At 64.0% G+C, this 18,247-nt stretch carries 16 protein-coding genes; 6 read left to right on the plus strand and 10 right to left on the minus strand.

What is annotated here, in order from left to right:
* Positions 1-73: 73 nt before the first annotated feature.
* Entirely contained in the window at positions 74-1,003 is a 930-nt protein-coding gene (locus AC1DSJ_RS05335) for a LysR family transcriptional regulator (protein WP_441371516.1), read from the minus strand.
* Between the two features lie 136 nt (positions 1,004-1,139).
* On the opposite strand from AC1DSJ_RS05335, the gene AC1DSJ_RS05340 reads away from it, so the two are divergent.
* The 3 genes from AC1DSJ_RS05340 to AC1DSJ_RS05350 all read left to right on the plus strand — a co-directional run bounded on the left by AC1DSJ_RS05340 (position 1,140) and on the right by AC1DSJ_RS05350 (position 4,705).
* The gene (locus AC1DSJ_RS05340; RefSeq protein ID WP_441371579.1) at positions 1,140-2,027 is read left to right on the plus strand and encodes an SDR family oxidoreductase; all 888 of its coding nucleotides are present in this window, start codon (positions 1,140-1,142) and stop codon (positions 2,025-2,027) included.
* Positions 2,024-3,631, plus strand: coding sequence for an AMP-binding protein (locus tag AC1DSJ_RS05345; protein WP_441371517.1), 1,608 nt, complete (start codon positions 2,024-2,026; stop codon positions 3,629-3,631). Before AC1DSJ_RS05340 ends, AC1DSJ_RS05345 begins: the two co-directional genes overlap by 4 nt.
* A gap of 90 nt (positions 3,632-3,721) precedes the next feature.
* Positions 3,722-4,705, plus strand: coding sequence for a Bug family tripartite tricarboxylate transporter substrate binding protein (locus tag AC1DSJ_RS05350; protein ID WP_054426480.1), 984 nt, complete (start codon positions 3,722-3,724; stop codon positions 4,703-4,705).
* A gap of 87 nt (positions 4,706-4,792) precedes the next feature.
* Here AC1DSJ_RS05350 and AC1DSJ_RS05355 read toward each other — a convergent pair whose 3' ends face one another.
* Positions 4,793-5,701: a LysR substrate-binding domain-containing protein gene (locus tag AC1DSJ_RS05355; protein WP_054426479.1), complete on the minus strand. Its 909-nt coding sequence runs from the start codon at positions 5,699-5,701 to the stop codon at positions 4,793-4,795.
* 148 nt (positions 5,702-5,849) lie between these two features.
* On the opposite strand from AC1DSJ_RS05355, the gene AC1DSJ_RS05360 reads away from it, so the two are divergent.
* Positions 5,850-6,764 carry a pirin family protein gene (locus tag AC1DSJ_RS05360; RefSeq protein ID WP_441371518.1) on the plus strand — a complete coding sequence of 305 codons (915 nt, stop codon included), beginning with the start codon at positions 5,850-5,852 and terminating at the stop codon, positions 6,762-6,764.
* A 265-nt stretch (positions 6,765-7,029) separates the two neighbouring features.
* Positions 7,030-9,240, plus strand: a complete 2,211-nt coding sequence (locus tag AC1DSJ_RS05365; protein WP_441371519.1) for a TonB-dependent receptor — start codon at positions 7,030-7,032, stop codon at positions 9,238-9,240.
* 82 nt (positions 9,241-9,322) lie between these two features.
* On the opposite strand, the gene AC1DSJ_RS05370 is transcribed toward AC1DSJ_RS05365, so the two are convergent.
* The 6 genes from AC1DSJ_RS05370 to AC1DSJ_RS05395 all read right to left on the minus strand — a co-directional run bounded on the left by AC1DSJ_RS05370 (position 9,323) and on the right by AC1DSJ_RS05395 (position 15,679).
* Entirely contained in the window at positions 9,323-9,604 is a 282-nt protein-coding gene (locus tag AC1DSJ_RS05370) for a helix-turn-helix domain-containing protein (RefSeq protein WP_175171351.1), read from the minus strand.
* Positions 9,601-9,939: a type II toxin-antitoxin system RelE/ParE family toxin gene (locus tag AC1DSJ_RS05375; protein ID WP_175171350.1), complete on the minus strand. Its 339-nt coding sequence runs from the start codon at positions 9,937-9,939 to the stop codon at positions 9,601-9,603. The genes AC1DSJ_RS05370 and AC1DSJ_RS05375 overlap by 4 nt, the downstream gene beginning before the upstream one ends.
* A gap of 59 nt (positions 9,940-9,998) precedes the next feature.
* Complete coding sequence (locus AC1DSJ_RS05380; protein ID WP_054426475.1) at positions 9,999-10,598, minus strand: transglycosylase SLT domain-containing protein; 600 nt, start codon at positions 10,596-10,598, stop codon at positions 9,999-10,001.
* A 427-nt stretch (positions 10,599-11,025) separates the two neighbouring features.
* Complete coding sequence (acnB, locus tag AC1DSJ_RS05385; protein ID WP_476760273.1) at positions 11,026-13,617, minus strand: bifunctional aconitate hydratase 2/2-methylisocitrate dehydratase; 2,592 nt, start codon at positions 13,615-13,617, stop codon at positions 11,026-11,028.
* A gap of 258 nt (positions 13,618-13,875) precedes the next feature.
* Complete coding sequence (locus AC1DSJ_RS05390; protein ID WP_441371520.1) at positions 13,876-14,802, minus strand: FxLYD domain-containing protein; 927 nt, start codon at positions 14,800-14,802, stop codon at positions 13,876-13,878.
* Complete coding sequence (locus tag AC1DSJ_RS05395; protein WP_441371521.1) at positions 14,792-15,679, minus strand: FxLYD domain-containing protein; 888 nt, start codon at positions 15,677-15,679, stop codon at positions 14,792-14,794. Before AC1DSJ_RS05395 ends, AC1DSJ_RS05390 begins: the two co-directional genes overlap by 11 nt.
* Before the next feature lie 186 nt (positions 15,680-15,865).
* Between AC1DSJ_RS05395 and AC1DSJ_RS05400 the strand changes: the two genes are divergently transcribed.
* Complete coding sequence (locus tag AC1DSJ_RS05400) at positions 15,866-16,630, plus strand: sulfite exporter TauE/SafE family protein (protein ID WP_342066740.1); 765 nt, start codon at positions 15,866-15,868, stop codon at positions 16,628-16,630.
* Between the two features lie 83 nt (positions 16,631-16,713).
* On the opposite strand, the gene AC1DSJ_RS05405 is transcribed toward AC1DSJ_RS05400, so the two are convergent.
* The gene (locus AC1DSJ_RS05405; protein ID WP_054426470.1) at positions 16,714-17,154 is read right to left on the minus strand and encodes a CBS domain-containing protein; all 441 of its coding nucleotides are present in this window, start codon (positions 17,152-17,154) and stop codon (positions 16,714-16,716) included.
* Between the two features lie 131 nt (positions 17,155-17,285).
* Complete coding sequence (locus AC1DSJ_RS05410) at positions 17,286-18,191, minus strand: LysR family transcriptional regulator (RefSeq protein ID WP_441371522.1); 906 nt, start codon at positions 18,189-18,191, stop codon at positions 17,286-17,288.
* Positions 18,192-18,247: the final 56 nt, after the last annotated feature.

Genomic DNA, 18,247 nt, shown 5'->3' on the forward strand with positions numbered 1-18,247 from the left:
CAAGCCTGCAAGACCCCGCGTTTTTAACAGGGAAGTTCTACCGTGGCGTGGCGGCGGTCAGGAAAATTTCAGATCAGGCCAGGAAGCCGCGCAACAGCGGTTCCAGCTCGGATTTCAAAAAGTCGACCAGCGCGCGTTGAGCGGTCGACGGGTAGGGCGTGGGGGACGTCAGGATGAACAGCTTGTCGCCCGGTCCTTGCGCCTTGTAGGCCGGCAGCACTTCAATGAGCCGGCCGGCTTCCAGATCGGGCTGCACGATGTAGGCGGGCAGCAGCGCGATGCCGGCGCCGTCGCGCGCGGCCTGGGCCAGAAAGGGGAAGTATTCGGATTGCAGCCGGGGCGCCAGCTTGGCCTCGTAAACCTGGCCTTTGCGGGTCAGGCGCAGCGTCGTTTGTGGCTTGGGGCCAGGCGGGCAAAGAAAATCCAGCCGGCCCAGGTCGCGCGGGTGGGCGGGTTTGCCCACGCGCTGCAAGTAGCCGGGCGCGGCGCACAGATGCCATTTCACTTCGCCCAGCTCGCGGGCCACGTAGTCCTGCGGCGGCGTCGAAATTACCCGCAGCGCCACGTCGATTTCTGACGAAATCAGGTCGCTGACGCGGTTGGAGAACAGCACCCGCAGGCTCAGGCTGGGGTGTTCCAGCGCAAATCGCACCAGCAGCGGGCGCAGCGCGTCCAGCTCGCCCAGGCCGGTGGGCAAGGACAGCCGCACATGGCCCGTGGGTTCCGCGCCCAGCTTCTGCAAGGCATGTCGCGCAGATTCCACCTCGCGCGACATGCGCGCGCCGTGCTCATACAGCACCGTGCCTTGCTGCGTTAGTTCCAGGCGGCGGGTGGTGCGCCGGATCAGTTGGGCGCCGAACGTGCGCTCCAGCTTTTGCAGATTCCGGCTGACGTGCGACCGCGTCACACCCTGGCGCAAGGCCGCCTCACTGAGCGTGCCGGCTTCGACGATGGTGACGAACAGCTGGATCAGGTTCAGGTCTAGCGCGGGCAAGGCGGACATGGGCGTCTTCGATTGTTGCCTGTGAGGAAACATAGTTTACGCAAGCCGAAGGATTGTCGCGGAATATTGGCGTTGATACTCTCGGTCCAAAGCAAATCCATATCGACGTAAAGGAGACAACCCCATGGTCCAAAGCATGTTCCGCGCGGATCTGTTCCGCGGTCAGCGCATCCTGGTCACAGGCGGTGGCACCGGGCTGGGCTACGCCATGGCCGAACAACTGGCCGCGCTGGGCGCCACCGTGCACCTGTGCGGCCGCCGGCTGTCGGTCGTTGAAGCTGCCGCGGCCACGCTGCGCGCCCGCTACGGCGGCCAGGCCCATGCGCATGCCGTCGACATCCGCGATGCCGACGCCGTGGACGCCATGGTGGACGGCATCTGGCGCGAGCATGGCGGCTTGGACGGCCTGATCAACAATGCCGCGGGCAACTTCATCAGCCCGACTGAGAAGCTGTCGGCGCGCGGTTTTAACGCCATCGCCGACACGGTGTTTCGCGGCACCTTCTATATGACCCAGGCGGTCGGCAAGCGCTGGATCGAGACCGGCACGCACGGCGCGGTGGTGTCGATTGTGGTGACGTGGGTCTGGACGGGCTCGCCGTTCGTGGTGCCGTCGGCCATGTCCAAGGCGGGTATCGACGCCATGACGAAGTCGCTGGCCGTGGAATGGGGCCGCCACGGTATCCGCCTGAACGCCATCGCGCCTGGCGTGATTCCCACCGAAGGCGCAACCGCAAGGCTGCGCCCCAACGGCGATGGCCAGGACGCGCTGACCCAGCAAAATCCGATGCGCCGTCTGGGCACCGGGCACGACATCGGCGAATTGGCCGCGTTCCTGTTGGGGCCGGGCAACGATTGGATCAACGGCCAGACGATTGCGCTGGACGGCGGCGACTACCTGGCCAACGGCGCGTACTTCAAGCAGTACTTCGAATGGAGCGACGACGATTGGGCGGCCGCCCGCGCCGCGATCGAGGCGCGCACCGCACAAGACAAGGCGCAGCGCGCCGGGAAGCCGGCATGAGCGGGCGCATCATTGCGGGCGGCATTGAGTTGACCCGTGACGCGCTGGTTGCGCGCGGCGAGCAAGTGGCGGCCGGGCTGGCGGCGATGGGTGTGCGCGAAGGCGATGTGATCGCGGTGCTGCTGCGCAACGGCATGCCGTATCTAGAAATCATCCAGGCCTGCAAGCGGCTGGGCTGCTACTACTGCCCGATCAACTGGCATTACACGGCCGAGGAAGTGGCGTTTCTGGTGACCGATAGCGGCGCCAAGCTGGTGATTGCCGAAGACGATTTGTGGCGGCAGGTCTGGACCGCGCTGCCAAAGGGGCTGCCCGCGCTGCGGGTGATGGGCGGCGGGAAGTCGGTGGCCGGCAACATTGATGTAGCCGCCGGCGTGTCCGACCCCAACGAGTCTGACCCCAACGAGTCCGACCTCAACGAGTCTGCCCCCAACGATTCCGAAGCCAACGACTTCGAAGCCAACAACTACGAAACCTGGCGCAATGCGCAGCCGCGCTACGACGGGCCGCTCGTCGCGCCCCGCGGGCACATGGCCTACACCTCGGGCACCACCGGCCGGCCCAAGGGCGTGGTGCGTCAGCCGTTTCCGGTGGCGCGTCTGCCCGAGCACCTGGCGGCCGTCGAAGCCGTGGTGGAACAAGCCTACGGATTGCGCCCCGGATGCCGCGCCTTGCTGCCCGCGCCGGTCTATCACAGCGCGCCCAGCGTCTTCGCCCAGGTGGCGCTGCGCGTGTGCGACACGCTGGTGCTGACCGCGCGCTTTGATCCCATCGAGGTGTTGCGCCTGATCGAACAGCATCGCATCGACACCATCTATCTCGTGCCCATCATGTATGTGCGGCTGCTGAAGCTGGATGCGCGCACACGAGCGTCGTTCGACTTGTCGTCGCTGCGTTTCGTGGCGTCGACGGGGGCGCCGTGCGCGCCTGAACTCAAGCAGGCCATGATCGACTGGCTAGGCCCCGTGGTGCATGAAACCTACGCGTCCAGCGAGGCAGGCATGGTGACGGTAATTGACTCCCACGAGGCGCAGGCCAAGCCCGGCAGCGCGGGGCGGCCCATCGGGCCGGCGCAGGTGCGCGTGTATGCCGAAGACGGGTCGCTTTGCGCGCCCGGCGAGGTCGGCCGCATCTACGTGCGCCAGCCGGCCTATGCCGACTTCACCTACCGCAACCACCCCGAGGCCCGCCAGGCCGTCGAGCGCGACGGCCTGATCGGCCTGGGTGACTTGGGCTATGTGGACGAAGACGGTTATCTGTTCGTGTGCGACCGCGAATCGGACCTGGTGATTTCCGGCGGCGTGAACATCTATCCCGCCGAAATCGAACACCACCTGACGCAGTACCCGGGCGTGGCTGATTGCGCCGTCTTTGGCGTGCCGGATGCCGAGTTTGGGGAACGCTTGCTGGGCTTGATTCAACCCGCGCCGGACGCCACGGTGAATGTGCAGGACGCCCTGCAATGGCTGGCTGGCCGCGTCGCGCGCTACAAGATCCCGCGCGACTTGCAACTGCGCCCGGCCTTGCCGCGCGACGACAACGGCAAGATCGCCAAACGCCGCCTGCGCGCCGAGTTCTGGGAGGGGCAGGCGCGCAAGGTGTAGCGGCGAACGTCAGGCCAACACCCCAGCAATACCCCAGCAATACCCCAGCAGTACCCACTACAAGAGTCGTTCAAGACTCGGGAGACAAGCATGTTGAAAATGAATCGTTGGTTGGGCCGCACCGCGGCCGCCGTGCTGGCTTGCGCGGCAATTGCACCCCAAGCGCTGGCGGCGTTCCCTGACCGCCCGGTGAAGCTGGTGGTGCCGTATACGCCGGGCGGCGCGGCGGATCAGTTGTCGCGCGTGCTGGCCGAGCGCCTGTCGCGCGAACTCGGCCAGCCCGTCGTGGTGGAGAACAAGCCGGGCGCCAACACGATGATTGCGGCCACGCAGGTGGCCCGCGCCCAGCCCGATGGCTACACCCTGTTTCTGGCCAGCAATGCCAGCATGGTGCTGAACCCCATGCTGTATCAGAAGATCGCCTACGACGCCGCGCGCGATTTCCGCGTGCTGTCGGTGGTGGCTGAACTGCCGCTGGTGGTCGTGGCGAACAACGCGGTGCCGGCCACCACGCTGGCGCAATTCGTCAGCTACGCCAAGACGCGTCCGGGCAAGCTGAACTATGCGTCGGTGGGCATTGGCAACCCCTTGCAGCTGGCGACGGAATTGCTCAAGTCGCGCACCGGCGTCGACATTGCGCACATCCCGTACAACGGCAGCGCGCCGGCGTTGAGCTCGCTGATGGCCAACGACACGCAACTGATGGTGGATGTGATCAGCACGTCGCTGCCGCTGGTGAAAGAGAACAAAATCAAGGCCTTGGCGGTAACGACGGCGGAACGTTTGCCCGTGCTGCCCGATGTGCCGACCGTGGCGGAAAGCGGGTTCCCGGGGTTCCGCGCAGCCACCTGGTTTGGCATCGCCGTGCCGCAAGCGACGCCGGCCGCCGAAGGGCGAGCCTTGCAGGAGGCGGTTGCGCGCGTCATGGCGCAACCGGATTTCCGCGAACGTTTCCAGACCTTGGGGCTGGTGATCCAGGCGCCGCGTGATCAGGCGGAAACCGACCGCTACGTGGCGGAAGACCGCGAGCGGTGGGGCGCCGTCATTCAGGCGAATCACATCAAGCTGGATTAGATGCGGGGTCGGGCCACGGTGATCAGGCAAACACGTCCGGCCCGCGCATCAAGCAAGCGCACCCGGCCCGCACATCAAGCAAGCGCATCAAGCCAGCAACACGGGCAGCTCCGCCGCCGCCAGYTCCAGAAAGCGGCGCAGCGCAAGAGGCTCGCCGCGGCGGGCGGGCATGATGGCGTAGATGCGTGATGGCGCGGCCTGCCAGCCGGGCAGAATCGGAACCAGTTCGCCCTTGGCCATCATGGTTGCGCTGAGGTAGTGCGGCAGCAGCGCCACGCCCAGCCCGCTGCGCGCCATCGAACGCAGCGTGGCCATGTTGCTGCTCAGGCAGCGCGGCTGGAATTCCAAAGTCTCGATTTCCCCAGCCGGCCCGGTAAAGCGCCACGTGTGGCGGTTGTCTTGCGTGGCGTGCGCCAGCAAGGGCAGGGCGGCCAGGTCGCGGGGGTGGCGCGGCCGCGCCTGGGCCAGCGCTGGCGCGCCAAGCAGCGTCAGCGGCACCAGCGCCAGTTCACGGCCGATCAGCCGGGAGTCCGTCAGCGCCGAACTCATGGCGCGAAACGCCAGGTCATAGCCTTCGCCGACCAGGTCGATGATTTCGTCACGCGTATCCAGCAATACCCGTACCCCGGGGTTCGCCATGCAGAAGCGGGCCACCATGTCCCCCAACAAGGTCACAGCCAGCGGAGACGGCGCGGTGATGCGCAGCAGGCCGCTGGGGGTGTCGCCCATGGACGCCGCCAGATCGAACGCCGTGCGGGCTTCGCGGGCCATGGTTTGGGCATGCACATAGATCTGTTCGCCCATCGGGGTCAGCGATACCCGGCGCGTGTTGCGTTGAAGCAACCGGACGCCCAGGCGCGCTTCCAGCTCAGCCACGCGCCGGCTGAGCTTCGAACGTTGCATATTCAACACACGCGCGGCGGCGGAGAAGCCGCCTTTTTCAACGACCTCGCTAAAGAGCAGCAGGTCGTCGACGTGATGAATGTGCGATTGCATGGGGGTTTCAGCTGGGCGCGAACGAAAAAGGAGCGAATTGTCCTGCAAGACAGGACAACTATTCCTGAAATTGGCCTCTACTGTCCGCCAGGTGGAACTCATAAGCTTGGCGTCAGCCAGCGTTACCACTTCCCCAGGCAGCACTTTTTTGACTATCCATCTCAGTAACGTCGTTGCCAGCCCGGTCCAGTCCGCGGGCGACGCCTGCACCGTCCGCCCATTTCGCCACACCGATTTTTCCCGCAGCCCGTCGCCAGTGGTCAGCGTGGACCACTTCGTCATGACAGGGCCTGCCACGGCGCCTGAGCCGGCCCCCGGCCTGTGCGCCGCGACGCTGTTGCTGGAGGACTCCAAGGGCGTCATGCAAAGCCTGGGCAGCACCAAGGACGACCACGAGATCCGGGCGGGCGACCTGCATTGGACGCAGGCGGGCCAGGGGATTCTGCGGGTACACCGGCCCGAGGCGCAGGCGCGGCTGCACGGGCTGCGCATCGGGATCAAGCTGTCAGACCGCCAGCCCGCCCAACCGCCAGGCATTGCGTTGCTGCGGGGCTGGGAGATGCCCGTCATCCAGACCGACGCGGGCCGTATCCGCGTGGCGGCGGGTAGCCATAGCGGCTGGCAATCGCCGCTGGCCACGCCAGACCCCCTGATGCTGCTGGACGCCTGGCTGCGCCCCGGCGCGACGCAACTGGTGCCGTTGGCGCCGGGGTGGAATGCCTGGATCTATGTCGTGCAGGGGGAGGTGGGCGTACGCGCCAGGCATCGCCTGACGGGCGCACCGGCCTTGCCGAAACGGCCGGGCGGTGACCCGGATTTCGCTGTGGTGCACGCGGGCTCGGCCCTGGCCGCGTCAGCGTCCATTGACGATGAACATGGCGTGCTGGTCTTGATGGCGGGCAGGGCGCCGGTGCATTTCGTGCTGATTGCGGGCGGCGCCATCGAAGCCGCTTCAGGCCAGCCCCATGCGGCCGCCAAGCCAGCCCGACGCGGTCTGACCCAGTCGGAAACCGCTTTCGAGGCGGGTGATTTTGGCCGGTTGCAGCCCGATTTAGCCGCCTGATCCTGACCTTGACCTTAACGAACCCAACTTGTTGCGGCCGGGCAACGGGCGGGTTTTCCTGCGTTGGAAATGGTATGAGAATGATTCTCGGTTTGATAACATTTTCGTCGTCAGACCTCAATACCCCATGGTGAACGGGCTCGGCAGGGCCGTTGTACAGCCTTGCGGTAGTGCAAGGAGATAAGCCGTTTTCCGCGCGTGACCCCATCGGGATTTGGTGTTTCTTCGCGCGGTGACGCGCATTCCCTAGCCCATCGATCCCGATATGAAAATCAGAACTCTAGCTTGCGTGGCGGCCACGCTTCCGTGCCTGGGCGCAGCCTATGGCCAGACGGCTCCGGCTGCCCAATCTGGCGACGCTACCGTATCCATGGAAGCCATCAAGGTCGAAGCCAGCGCGGACGCGTCGGCAGGCGGCCTGTCGGCCCCGTTCGCGGGCGGCCAAGTCGCCACCGGTGGCCGCGTCGGCATTCTGGGTACGCAAGACAACTTGAGCACGCCGTTCAGCATCACCAGCTACACGAACGAGCTGATCCAGGACAAGCAGGCACGCAGCGTCGGCGACGTGCTGCAAAACGACTCCGGCGTGCGCGTGGCGCGCGGCTTCGGTAACTTTCAGGAGTCGTACTTCATCCGCGGCTTCATCCTGAGCTCGGACGATGTGGCCTACAACGGCCTGTACAGCCTGCTGCCGCGCCAGTACATCGCCACTGAACTGTTCGAACGCGTGGAAGTGCTGCGCGGCGCAACGGCATTCCTGACCGGCGCCACCCCTGGCGGCGGCGGTATCGGCGGCGTGATCAACCTGGTGCCCAAGCGCGCCCCGAACGATCCGCTGACGCGCGTCACGACCGGTATTTCCAGCGGCGGCCAGTTTCAGTTGTCCACCGACATCGCCCGCCGCTTTGGCCCGGACGACAGCACCGGCATCCGCCTGAACGCCGCGCAACGCAGCGGTGATACGGCGATTGATGATGAACATTCCCGCACCAGCCTGGTGTCGCTGGGCATTGATTGGCGCTCGGCGGATACGCGCTTGTCGGGGGATATCGGCTGGCAGGAAAACAAGCTCAAGCGCGCGCGTCCGAACGTGACGCTGGGCGCGGGCGTCACCACCGTGCCCGACGCACCGGACGCCAGCTCCAACTACGCGCAACCGTGGTCGTACTCCAACGAACGCGATGTGTTCGGCACCTTGCGCGCGGAACATGACTTCAGCGACAAGCTGACCGGCTGGGCAGCCTACGGATTCCGCCGCAGCGATGAAGCGAACTCGCTGGGCAACGTCACGTTGACGAACGGCAGCACGGGCGCGGGTACTTTTGCGCGCTTTGATAACACGCGTGAAGATTCGGTTGATACGGGTGAGTTTGGCCTACGCGCGAAATTGCGCACAGGGCCGATTGGGCACGAACTAGTTACCTCGGCGTCCTTCTTTCAACTTAAGAAAAAGAACGCGTATTTGTTCGGCGCCGCTGGCACTCCCACCAATATTTACAATCCAATTTCGTACGATAAGCCCTACATAAATCCTGTCGGTAATCCGGGAGGAGACCTGGATAATCCGCTATTGCAGGGCAGGGTGCAAATGAGCAGTTTCGCCTTGGGCGACACTATGTCTTTCCTGGATGACAAGGTTCTTTTGACCCTGGGTGTACGCCATCAGAGAATTTCTCAGCGGGACTACTCTTACACAACCGGCAAAGAAACTGGTGCGTATGACGCTAGCCGCAATTCACCTGCTGCAGGCATTGTCTTCAAAGTAACGCCGAATGTCTCGTTGTATGCGAACTACATCGAGGCGCTGGTGGCGGGCGATACAGCCCCGGCGAAGAGCAACGATCAGGATGTCAGCAACGCGGGTCAAAGTCTGGCGCCGTACGTGTCTAAGCAAAAAGAAATTGGAGTCAAATATGAGGCTGATGGGTTAGGGGCGGGCCTTGCCCTGTTCTCTACCGATAAGCCGCGGAGTTTCGTGGACGCCAACGATAACTACACGTTTAAGTCGGCCGGCAAAGACCGTCACCAAGGCGCGGAACTGACCGTCTACGGCGAGCCCATCAAGAGCGTGCGCGTGCTGGGCGGCTTGACGTGGCTGGATGCCGAGCAGCGCTCCACCGGCAACGCCTCGCTGGACGGCAACCGCGTGATCGGTGTGCCGCGCTTTCAGGCCAACATGGGCGTGGAATGGGACATTCCCGGCGTGCAAGGCCTGGCCGTGGACGGCCGCGTCGTCTACACCGGTTCGTCTTACGCGAACGACGCCAACACCCTCAAAGTGCCCGGCTGGACCCGCTTTGACGCCGGCCTGCGCTACATGACGGACATCGACGGCCACGTCGTGACGCTGCGCGCCCGCGTGGAAAACATCGCCAACCGCAACTACTGGTCGTCGGTGGGCGGATACCCCGGCAACGGCTACCTGGTACTGGGCGGCCCGCGCACGTTCCTGCTGTCAGCCAGCATGGACTTCTGATCGCAGCCGGCTTTGACCGGTACGCAACAAAAAATCCCGGCCTGGCGCCGGGATTTTTATTTGAAGGAAAGCAAGCGGGTGCTCAGGCGGCTTCTTGAATCGTCATCTGCACATGCAGGCCCGCGGCGGTTGCCATATTGACCAGGGCGTCCAGGCCAAACAGGTTGATCTTGCCGCGCATCAGGTCTGACACGCGCGGTTGCGTAACGCCGAGCAGCTGCGCCGCTTGCTGTTGGCTCATCTCCGATCGGGCAATGTGATGCTTCAGCGCCACCATGAGTTCTGAGCGCAGTTTCATGTTTTCAGCTTCGGCAGGGGTGTCTTCAATGGCATCCCACACACTGGCGAATTGTTGCTTGCTCATAGGCCTAGCTCCTTCAACAGATCGCGGTATCGTCTGGCCGCCAGATCCAGGTCGGTCTTTCCTGTCTTTGCCGCCTTCTTTTGGAAGCAATGCAAGACATAGACAGCTTTGGCAAATTTTGCGACGTATATAACGCGGAACGCGCCCGACTCTTCCCGAAGCCGAATTTCACGGACCCCTGGTCCGATCGTTGTCATAGGCTTCCAGTCGTCCGGCTCCAAGCCGCGCTGTACCTGATCAATCTGATGCCCCGCGTCGCGTCGTGCATGCAGTGGAAAGGCCCGCAGTTCGTCAAGTGCCGTACCTAAAAAGGTGACGAGTTTGAGGACGCTCATGCGGCGATTATACAAATTTTTGTATAAGGATCAATTGCCCACGGGATTCCTCTATCCCCTCACCAAAACCACCCCCCGCGCGTCAAATCTCCTTCGCAACTCTTGTACTGCGACGAGAATTTCTCGGCGCGTGCCTGCACTTTTTGCGACACCGTTTTCAACCAGGCCTTGCGGTCGTAGCTGCGGTTGCGGTAGCCGGTCCAGCCTTCGTGGTAATTCAAGTACTGGCCGTAGGCGTCCCACTTGGACACGCCGTTGATGCGTTGTGACTTGCTCATGTACCAGCCCATGAAGTCCAGCGCGTCGGCGAAGTTGTCGCGGCTGGAACCCCATCCGCCGGCTTCTTTTTTGTAGTCGGCCCAGGTTTCGTCCTTGGCTTGGGCGTAGCCATAGGCAGAGCTGACGCGGCCCCAGGGAATGATGCCCAGGAAGTAATAGCGGGGCGGTACGGCGTCCTGTTTGAAGGACGACTCCTGGTACATCATCGCCATGGGCACCGGGACGGGGGCGCCCCATTTCTTCTGCACCTTCAGGGCGGCGTCGTGCCAGTCCGGCTTTTCTCGGAAGATCGCGCAAATATTCTCGGGGTTCGATGGCGGCGCCGTGGCGCAACCGGCAAGCGCCAGCAGTAGCAGCGGCGGCAGCAAAAGCCGGGTCATTGGCGGGCTTCCTCCTCAGGTTCGGGGCGCAAACGGGATGCTGCGCCGGGCAGGTGTCACAAGGTACCGCGATTGTATGAAAACGTATCGCCGGAAAAGTTTCCTGTTCGGATGCTTGCTCTGGCGTTAAGGGAGCAACTGCTGAAACCCTCTGCCCGAAACTCGGCCCCAAAAGGAAGCGGCCTGCAAAGAAAGCGGCGTGCAATGGAAGCTGCCTGCAATGGGAGCTGCCTGCAAAGGGAGCTGCCTGCAAAGGAAGCTGCCTGCAAAGGAAGCAGCCTGCAAAGGAAGCAGCCTGCAAAGAAAGCAGCCTGCAAAGAAAACGACCTGCAAAGAAAACGACCTGCAAAGAAAAACGGCCCCGGATTGCTCCGGGGCCGTCGTTCGTACTGCAAGCAGGCTAAGACACCTGGCTAGCGTGCAAGGCTTACACCTCGATCACGTCCGCCACGTCCTTGTAGTCCGCGATCTTGTCGAAGTTCAGGTACTGATAGATCTGGTCGCCGCTCTTGTTGATGACGCCCATATCGGCCATGTACTCGTCCTTGGTCGGGATGCGGCCCAGCTTCGAGCAGATGGCGGCCAGCTCGGCCGAACCCAGGTACACGTTCGTGTTCTTGCCCAGACGGTTCGGGAAGTTGCGGGTGCTGGTCGACATGACGGTCGCGCCTTCGCGCACTTGTGCCTGGTTACCCATGCACAGCGAGCAGCCCGGCATTTCCGTGCGCGCGCCAGCGGTGCCGAAGACGCCGTAGTGGCCTTCTTCGGTCAGTTGCGTGGCGTCCATCTTGGTGGGCGGGGCCACCCACAGCTTGACCGGGATGTCGCGCTTGCCTTCCAGCAGCTTGGAGGCTGCGCGGAAGTGGCCGATGTTGGTCATGCAGCTGCCGATGAACACTTCGTCGATCTTGGCGCCAGCCACTTCCGACAGCGTCTTGACGTCGTCCGGGTCGTTCGGGCAGGCCACGATGGGCTCGTGCACGTCAGCCAGGTCGATGTCGATGATGGCGGCGTATTCGGCGTCRGCGTCCGGCTCCAGCAGCTTGGGGTCAGCCAGCCAGGCTTCCATGGCCTTGATGCGGCGGCCCAGCGTGCGTTCGTCTTCGTAGCCGTTGGCGATCATCCACTTCARCAKCRYGATGTTGCTGTTGATGTATTCGATGATCGGTTCCTTGTTCAGGMRCACCGAGCARCCGGCRGCCGAACGTTCRGCGGAMGCGTCSGASAGTTCGAAWGCTTGCTCGACCTTCAGGTCCGGCAGCCCTTCGATTTCCAGGAYRCGGCCCGAGAAGATGTTCTTCTTGCCTTGCTTGGCCACCGTCAGCAAGCCTTGCTTGATGGCGTACAGCGGGATGGCGTTGACCAGGTCACGCAGGGTGACGCCGGGTTGCAGCTTGCCCTTGAAGCGGACCAGCACCGATTCCGGCATGTCCAGCGGCATCACGCCGGTGGCGGCGGCAAAGGCGACCAGGCCCGAACCGGCCGGGAACGAAATGCCGATGGGGAAGCGGGTGTGCGAGTCGCCGCCGGTGCCGACGGTGTCSGGCARCAGCATGCGGTTCAGCCACGAGTGGATCACGCCATCACCCGGACGCAGCGACACGCCGCCACGGGTGCTGATGAATTCCGGCAGCGTGTGGTGSGTCTTGACGTCCACSGGCTTCGGGTAGGCGGCGGTGTGGCAGAACGACTGCATCACGAGGTCAGCCGAGAAGCCCAGGCAAGCCAGATCCTTCAGCTCGTCGCGGGTCATCGGGCCGGTGGTGTCCTGGCTGCCGACCGAGGTCATCTTCGGTTCGCAGTAGGTGCCCGGGCGAATGCCCTTGCCATCCGGCAGACCGCAGGCGCGGCCAACCATCTTCTGRGCCAGSGTGWAKCCCTTGCCGGTGTCGRCCGGGTYKTKCGGCAGGCGGAACAGCGTSGACGGMGCCAGGCCSAGCGCTTCRCGSGCCTTGSYGGTCAGGCCACGGCCGATGATCAGCGGAATGCGGCCACCGGCGCGCACTTCGTCGAACAGYACGTCGGACTTCACTTCGAATTCAGCGATGACTTCGCCGTTCTTCAGCGCTTTGCCATCGTAGGGGCGCAGTTCGACGACATCGCCCATTTCCATCTTGGAAACGTCGAGTTCGATCGGCAGCGCGCCGGCGTCTTCCATCGTGTTGTAGAAGATGGGGGCAATCTTGTTGCCCAGGCACACGCCGCCAAAGCGCTTGTTCGGCACAAACGGGATGTCTTCGCCCGTGAACCACAGCACCGAGTTGGTGGCCGACTTGCGCGACGAACCCGTGCCAACCACGTCACCCACGTAGGCGACCAGGTGGCCCTTTTCTTTCAGGGATTCGATGAACTTGACCGGGCCGCGCTTGCCGTCTTCTTCCGGTTCGAACGCGGCGCCGTCGCGCTTGTTCTTCAGCATCGCCAGGGCGTGCATCGGGATGTCGGGGCGGGTCGTGGCGTCAGGCGCCGGCGACAGGTCGTCGGTGTTGGTTTCGCCAGGCACCTTGAAGACGGTGATGGTCAGGCTTTCCGGCAGTTCCGGGCGGCTGGTGAACCATTCGGCGTCAGCCCAGCTTTGCAGCACGGACTTGGCGTTGGCGTTGCCCTTGTCAGCCTTTTCCTTCACGTCATGGAAGGCGTCGAACATCAACAGGGTCTTTTTCAGCGCATCGGCGGCGATGGTGCCGATTTCAGCATCGTCCAGCAGGTCGACCAGCGGGCCAATGTTGTAGCCGCCGAGCATCGTGCCCAGCAGTTCCGTCGCCTTGGCACGGCTGATCAGCGCACAAGCTTCCTTGCCCAGCGCCACGGCGGCCAGGTAGGACGCCTTGACCTTGGCGGCATCGTCCACGCCGGCCGGCACACGGTAGGTCAGCAGTTCGACCAGATTCTGCTCCTCGCCAGCGGGCGGGTTCTTCAGCAGTTCGATCAGTTCAGCGGTTTGTTTAGCCGTAAGGGGCAGCGGGGGAATCCCCAGAGCCGCGCGTTCGGCAACGTGTTGGCGGTAGTTATCCAGCATGTGAGGCCTGCTCAAAGTCGGGTTGGAAGAAGGGTTTTCGACCGGAATTGTAGAGGCAACAGAAGTCGCTAGCAAATGTCTTATATCTTATATAAGACCTGAGCCGATAGCTGTTGCGTTACGGCGACGCAGAGCGCGGCCGCGCAGGCGCGGCGCACGGGGAGCGTAGGGCGAGCGTAGGGCGAGCGTAGGGGGCGCGCAGGGCGCGCGCTGGGGATTGGCAGGGGATTATTGGGCAGGGGATTGGGCGGGGGGAAGCTAGCGCGCCGTGACGTCGTACACCACGCCAACCCGCGCAAAATTCCCGCCGTACTGCTTCACGATGACCTCATACGGGGCGCTTTCGCCGGGTTGCAGCTTGGGCAGGCGCAGTTCCTTGAAACTGGCGCCGCTGAGCTTGTCCTGCGCGTCGTACAGGCTGACCCAGACCCGCACGTTGTTCACTTCCGCCTGGTCTTCATTGCGCACGCGGCCCGTCACGGTGACGTATTTGTAACGGTAGCGGTAGCTGAAGTTCAGCGTGCCGGTGCCGACGCCGGCCTCGGTGTTGTCGACGGAAATGTCCAGCTTGGGCCGGGGGCCGGGCAGGGCGGCGCGCTTGGCGGGCATCCAGTCGGTCTTGACCTCGGTGTAGCGTTCGTAGTTGCCGCCGACCAGCGCCACCGGCACGCGCTCGCCCGGATACAGATAGGCGGGCAGGGTCCAGTCCTGCCGGACCTTCAGCGGGGTCGAGCCATCGAACACGGTGATCTGCGCCTGGGGCGACAGGGCGACATAGTCCGGGCTGGTGTTGACGACTTCCGCGTACATGATCGGGCGGTCGATTTCGTCCAGCAGCCGGCGCGGCGCGGACAAGGTCAGCGCTTTGGTGTCGAACAGCGCAAAGCCGGGGTCCAGCAGCTCTTCGGTGGTCAGGCGCACATGGTCGATCACCCGCACATCCGCCGGGCTGACCCGCACCATGCGGGTGGCGGGGGCGGCCACTTTGGGCGGTTCCACCTTTGTAGCTTCCACGTTGGGCGCGTCGTTGGCCGGCGCGTCTTGCATGCCGAATTTGCGCATGGCCCAGGGGCCGGCGGCGGTGTACTTCGTCAATGCAAATCCGGCGGCCGCCAGGATGATCAGCACCAATACGGCCTTGGCCGGCCAGGACAGCGGCTGGGCGCCGCGACGATCAGCTTTCACTTTGCACCATGTAGTCGTAGGACGCGACCTTGCCGTCGCCGAACATTTCGCACCGCGCATCGAACGCCGTCACCGCGCCCGGCGCGAGCGTACCCGCGGCGGCGTAGCCGTTGCCGGTGCCGATCATGGCGCCATCTTCGCCATACAGGATGACGGTGATCTGGGTGCTGTTGGCGTCGCCATGTCCTTGATTCTTTAGCAATCCCACCAGCCGGTACGCGCCATCATTCTTTACCAGCTGCACCCTGCTGGCCACCACATCGTTGGGCTTGCCGCGGGCGGGCGTAGGGGTTGCGACCTGCAGCGTGTAGCGCGTATAGGCCTTGCCCGGCACCGAGATCCGCAAGGGCGCGTATTCACCTGGCTGCAGGGAACGCGCCGAGATCGAACCCCAGGACGACGTCAGCGTCAGCTCCCCCTGGAAGAAAGTGGCCGTGACGCGTGGCGGGTCGATCTTCTTGCCCGTTTCGTTGCGCATCATCATGACCAACTCTTTGCTGCCGCGCGTCTGGATTTCGCGCACATCGGTCAGCTTCACCAGCGACGCGTCGATTGGCGGCGCCACGGCAGGCGCACGATAAGGCGTCGATGTCCGGTTTGATGACACCAGCGATATCACCAGCGGCACGACCACCGCGGCCACCACCACGAAAGCGATCGCAGCCAGCGCCCCGGGCTTGATCGCCGTGTGCTGCGCGGGCTGCTGCATGCCGCGCAGAATCTTTTCCAGCCGCTGGGCAACGTCATCTTCCACCAGCGTCAGCGCGTGGCAGTGATTGCAGCGGTATTCGTTCGGAGCCAATTTGGTGAACTGAGCGCTGCCGCAAGTCGAGCAGGTCAGGGTTACCGTGTTGATCGTGGTGTGTTTGGGCGTCATTCTGAGCGCGAGCTTTCCGGCAAGGACGGACAGGGCGGCAAGGATAGCGGCAGCGCGCAGCGGCCGGGTTCGGGGACGCTTCCAGTTGTGACAAGATATGTGATTCGGCATATTCACCCGCCCGCGTTGGGCGGGTGGTCAGCACCCCGGTGATATCATCGCCGCGACCCCAAACCCTCCAAGCGCATGAGTATCTCCCACCACTTGCTGTTCCTGGCCTGCGTGGCGCTCGCCACCTATGCCCAGACCATGACCGGCTTTGCGTTCGGACTCGTGCTTCTCGGTTTGTCGGGGGTGTTCCAGCTGGCGTCGGTGTCGGAAGTGGCCAATGTGGTCAGCGTGTTGTCGCTGGTGAACGCCGCCGTGACGCTGGCGCGGGCCAAGCCGCAAGTGAACTGGTCGCTGATGCGGCCGGCCATGATCGCCAGCCTGGTGGGCGTGGGTGCCGGGGTTGCCGCGCTGACGTGGATCAGCGGATCGATGGCGGTCTTGCTGCAACTGCTGTTGGGCGTCACGATTCTGGCCTGTGCCATCTTGCTGGTGGCGCGCGCCAAGCCGCTGGAGCGCTTGTCGTCCAAAGCCTCTTTCGTATTTTTCGGCGGAATTTCCGGCGTGCTGGGCGGCTTGTTCTCAAGCGCCGGGCCGCCCATGGTGTATCACCTGTACCGCCAGCCCTTGCCGCTGGCGTCCATCCGCAACAGCCTGCTGGTGCTGTTTTCGCTGAATGCCGTGGTGCGCCTGACGCTGGTGACCGGGCAGGGCGCGTTCATGGCGTCGTCATTCTGGCTGAGTGTGCAGGCCTTGCCGGTAGTGATTGGCGTGACGTGGGTGGCGCGCCGATACAGCACGGCCGGGTCGATGAAGACCGTCAAGCGCATGGTGTTCGTGCTGTTGCTGGCAGCCGGCATGGGGCTGATCGTGCCGGCGGCGCGGATACTGGCGGCGGGCTAGCCGCCAGGGTCATGGCCGCCACTTGCCGTGGCGGCTAGCGGTGGCGGCTCGGGAGAGAACTCGCCGGACGACTCGCCAGACAACTAGCCGTGGCCGCCGCTGATGTAGCGTTCGAGCTCGTGGATGATGAATTTCTGCTCGCTCATGATGTCCTTGACCAAGTCGCCAATGGACAACAGACCAATCAGTTTTTCGTTTTCGATGACCGGAAGATGACGGAAATGCCGTTCCGTCATCATGGCCATACAGTGTTCCCGGGTGTCGGTGGGGCCCACGTAATAGACCGAGTCGGTCATGATTTCCCGCACTTTGGTGCTGCGCGACGAGCGGTCTTGTAGAACGACTTTGCGGGCGTAGTCGCGCTCGGAGAGCATGCCCAGCACGGTGTCGCCCTCCACCACCACGACGGCGCCGATGCTGCGTTCGGCCATGGTCTTGATGGCGTCAAACACCGAAGAATCCGGTGAAACCGTCACGACGGAATTGTTCGACTTTTCCCTAAGAATCTCAGCAACTGATTTCACGATGTGCTCCCGGATCGCTGACAAGGTTCAAACGCCGGCCGCGCGTCGCGCCCTCGGTCTGACGGGGCGCTGCGGCGCAACCATGCTCCATCCTAAGCCTGCGGGCCATCTTGCCGCAAGCGCGGCGCCGCTTATTTGGCACCCTTGTCGCGGAACGACAGGCTGGCCAATTCGCGCAGGTTGCGGGCGGCGCTGCGTTCGATGTCGGGGTTCCACGCCAGGGAAATGCCGATGGATGCGTCTGCCGGAAAGTCCGCCAGCGTCTTGTAGACCACATTGGGGCCGGGATGGCGCCGGCTGCCCGCCGGCACCAGCGCCACGCCCAAGCCGCTTTCAACCAGGCTCAGCAGCGTTTGCACCTGCACGGCTTCCTGCGTGATGCGGGGCGTGAAGCCTCGCAACTGGCACGCGTTGATGGCCGCCATGCGCAGCCCCGCGGCTTCTGTCGCGGTGTACATGATGAAGGCCTCATCCGCCAGATCGGCTAGACGGATGCGGCCGCGGCGCGCCAGCGGATGGCTCTTGGGCACGGCCAGCGCAAAATTCTCGGTGGTCAGGGGGGTTAAGCGAACGTTCGAGCCCATGGCCACCGGCACGCGCACGATGCCGACTTCCAACGCATCTTCGGCCAGGTCCTGCAAGATGCGGATCGACGTGGCTTCGCGCAGCACCACCGTCACGCCAGGATAACGCTGGCGAAACGCGGGCAGGATGCGCGGCAGGATGCCGTGCGTGGCGGAGCCCACGAAGCCGACGCGCACCGTGCCGCCTTCGCCCGCCGCGCCCGCGCGTGCCGCGAGCCGGAACTGCTCGGCATGGAACAGCGCGCGGCGCGCTTCGTCGCGAGCGGCCAGGCCGGCTTCGGTCAGCTGCACGCCCTGGCGTCCGCGCACAAACAGCGGCACGCCCACCATATCTTCAAGCTTGCGGATCGACACCGACAACGGCGGCTGCGACATGTGCAGCTTTTCGGCGGCGCGGTGAAAGTTCAGCGTGTCGGCAAGAACCAGGAACTGCTGAAGATGGCGAAAATCCATGGGGGCGGTCCGGGGCGAGGGTTGCCCAGGATGATACGGCCCGCGTATCGGATTCG

Source organism: Achromobacter sp. 01N37 (genome assembly GCF_056399725.1).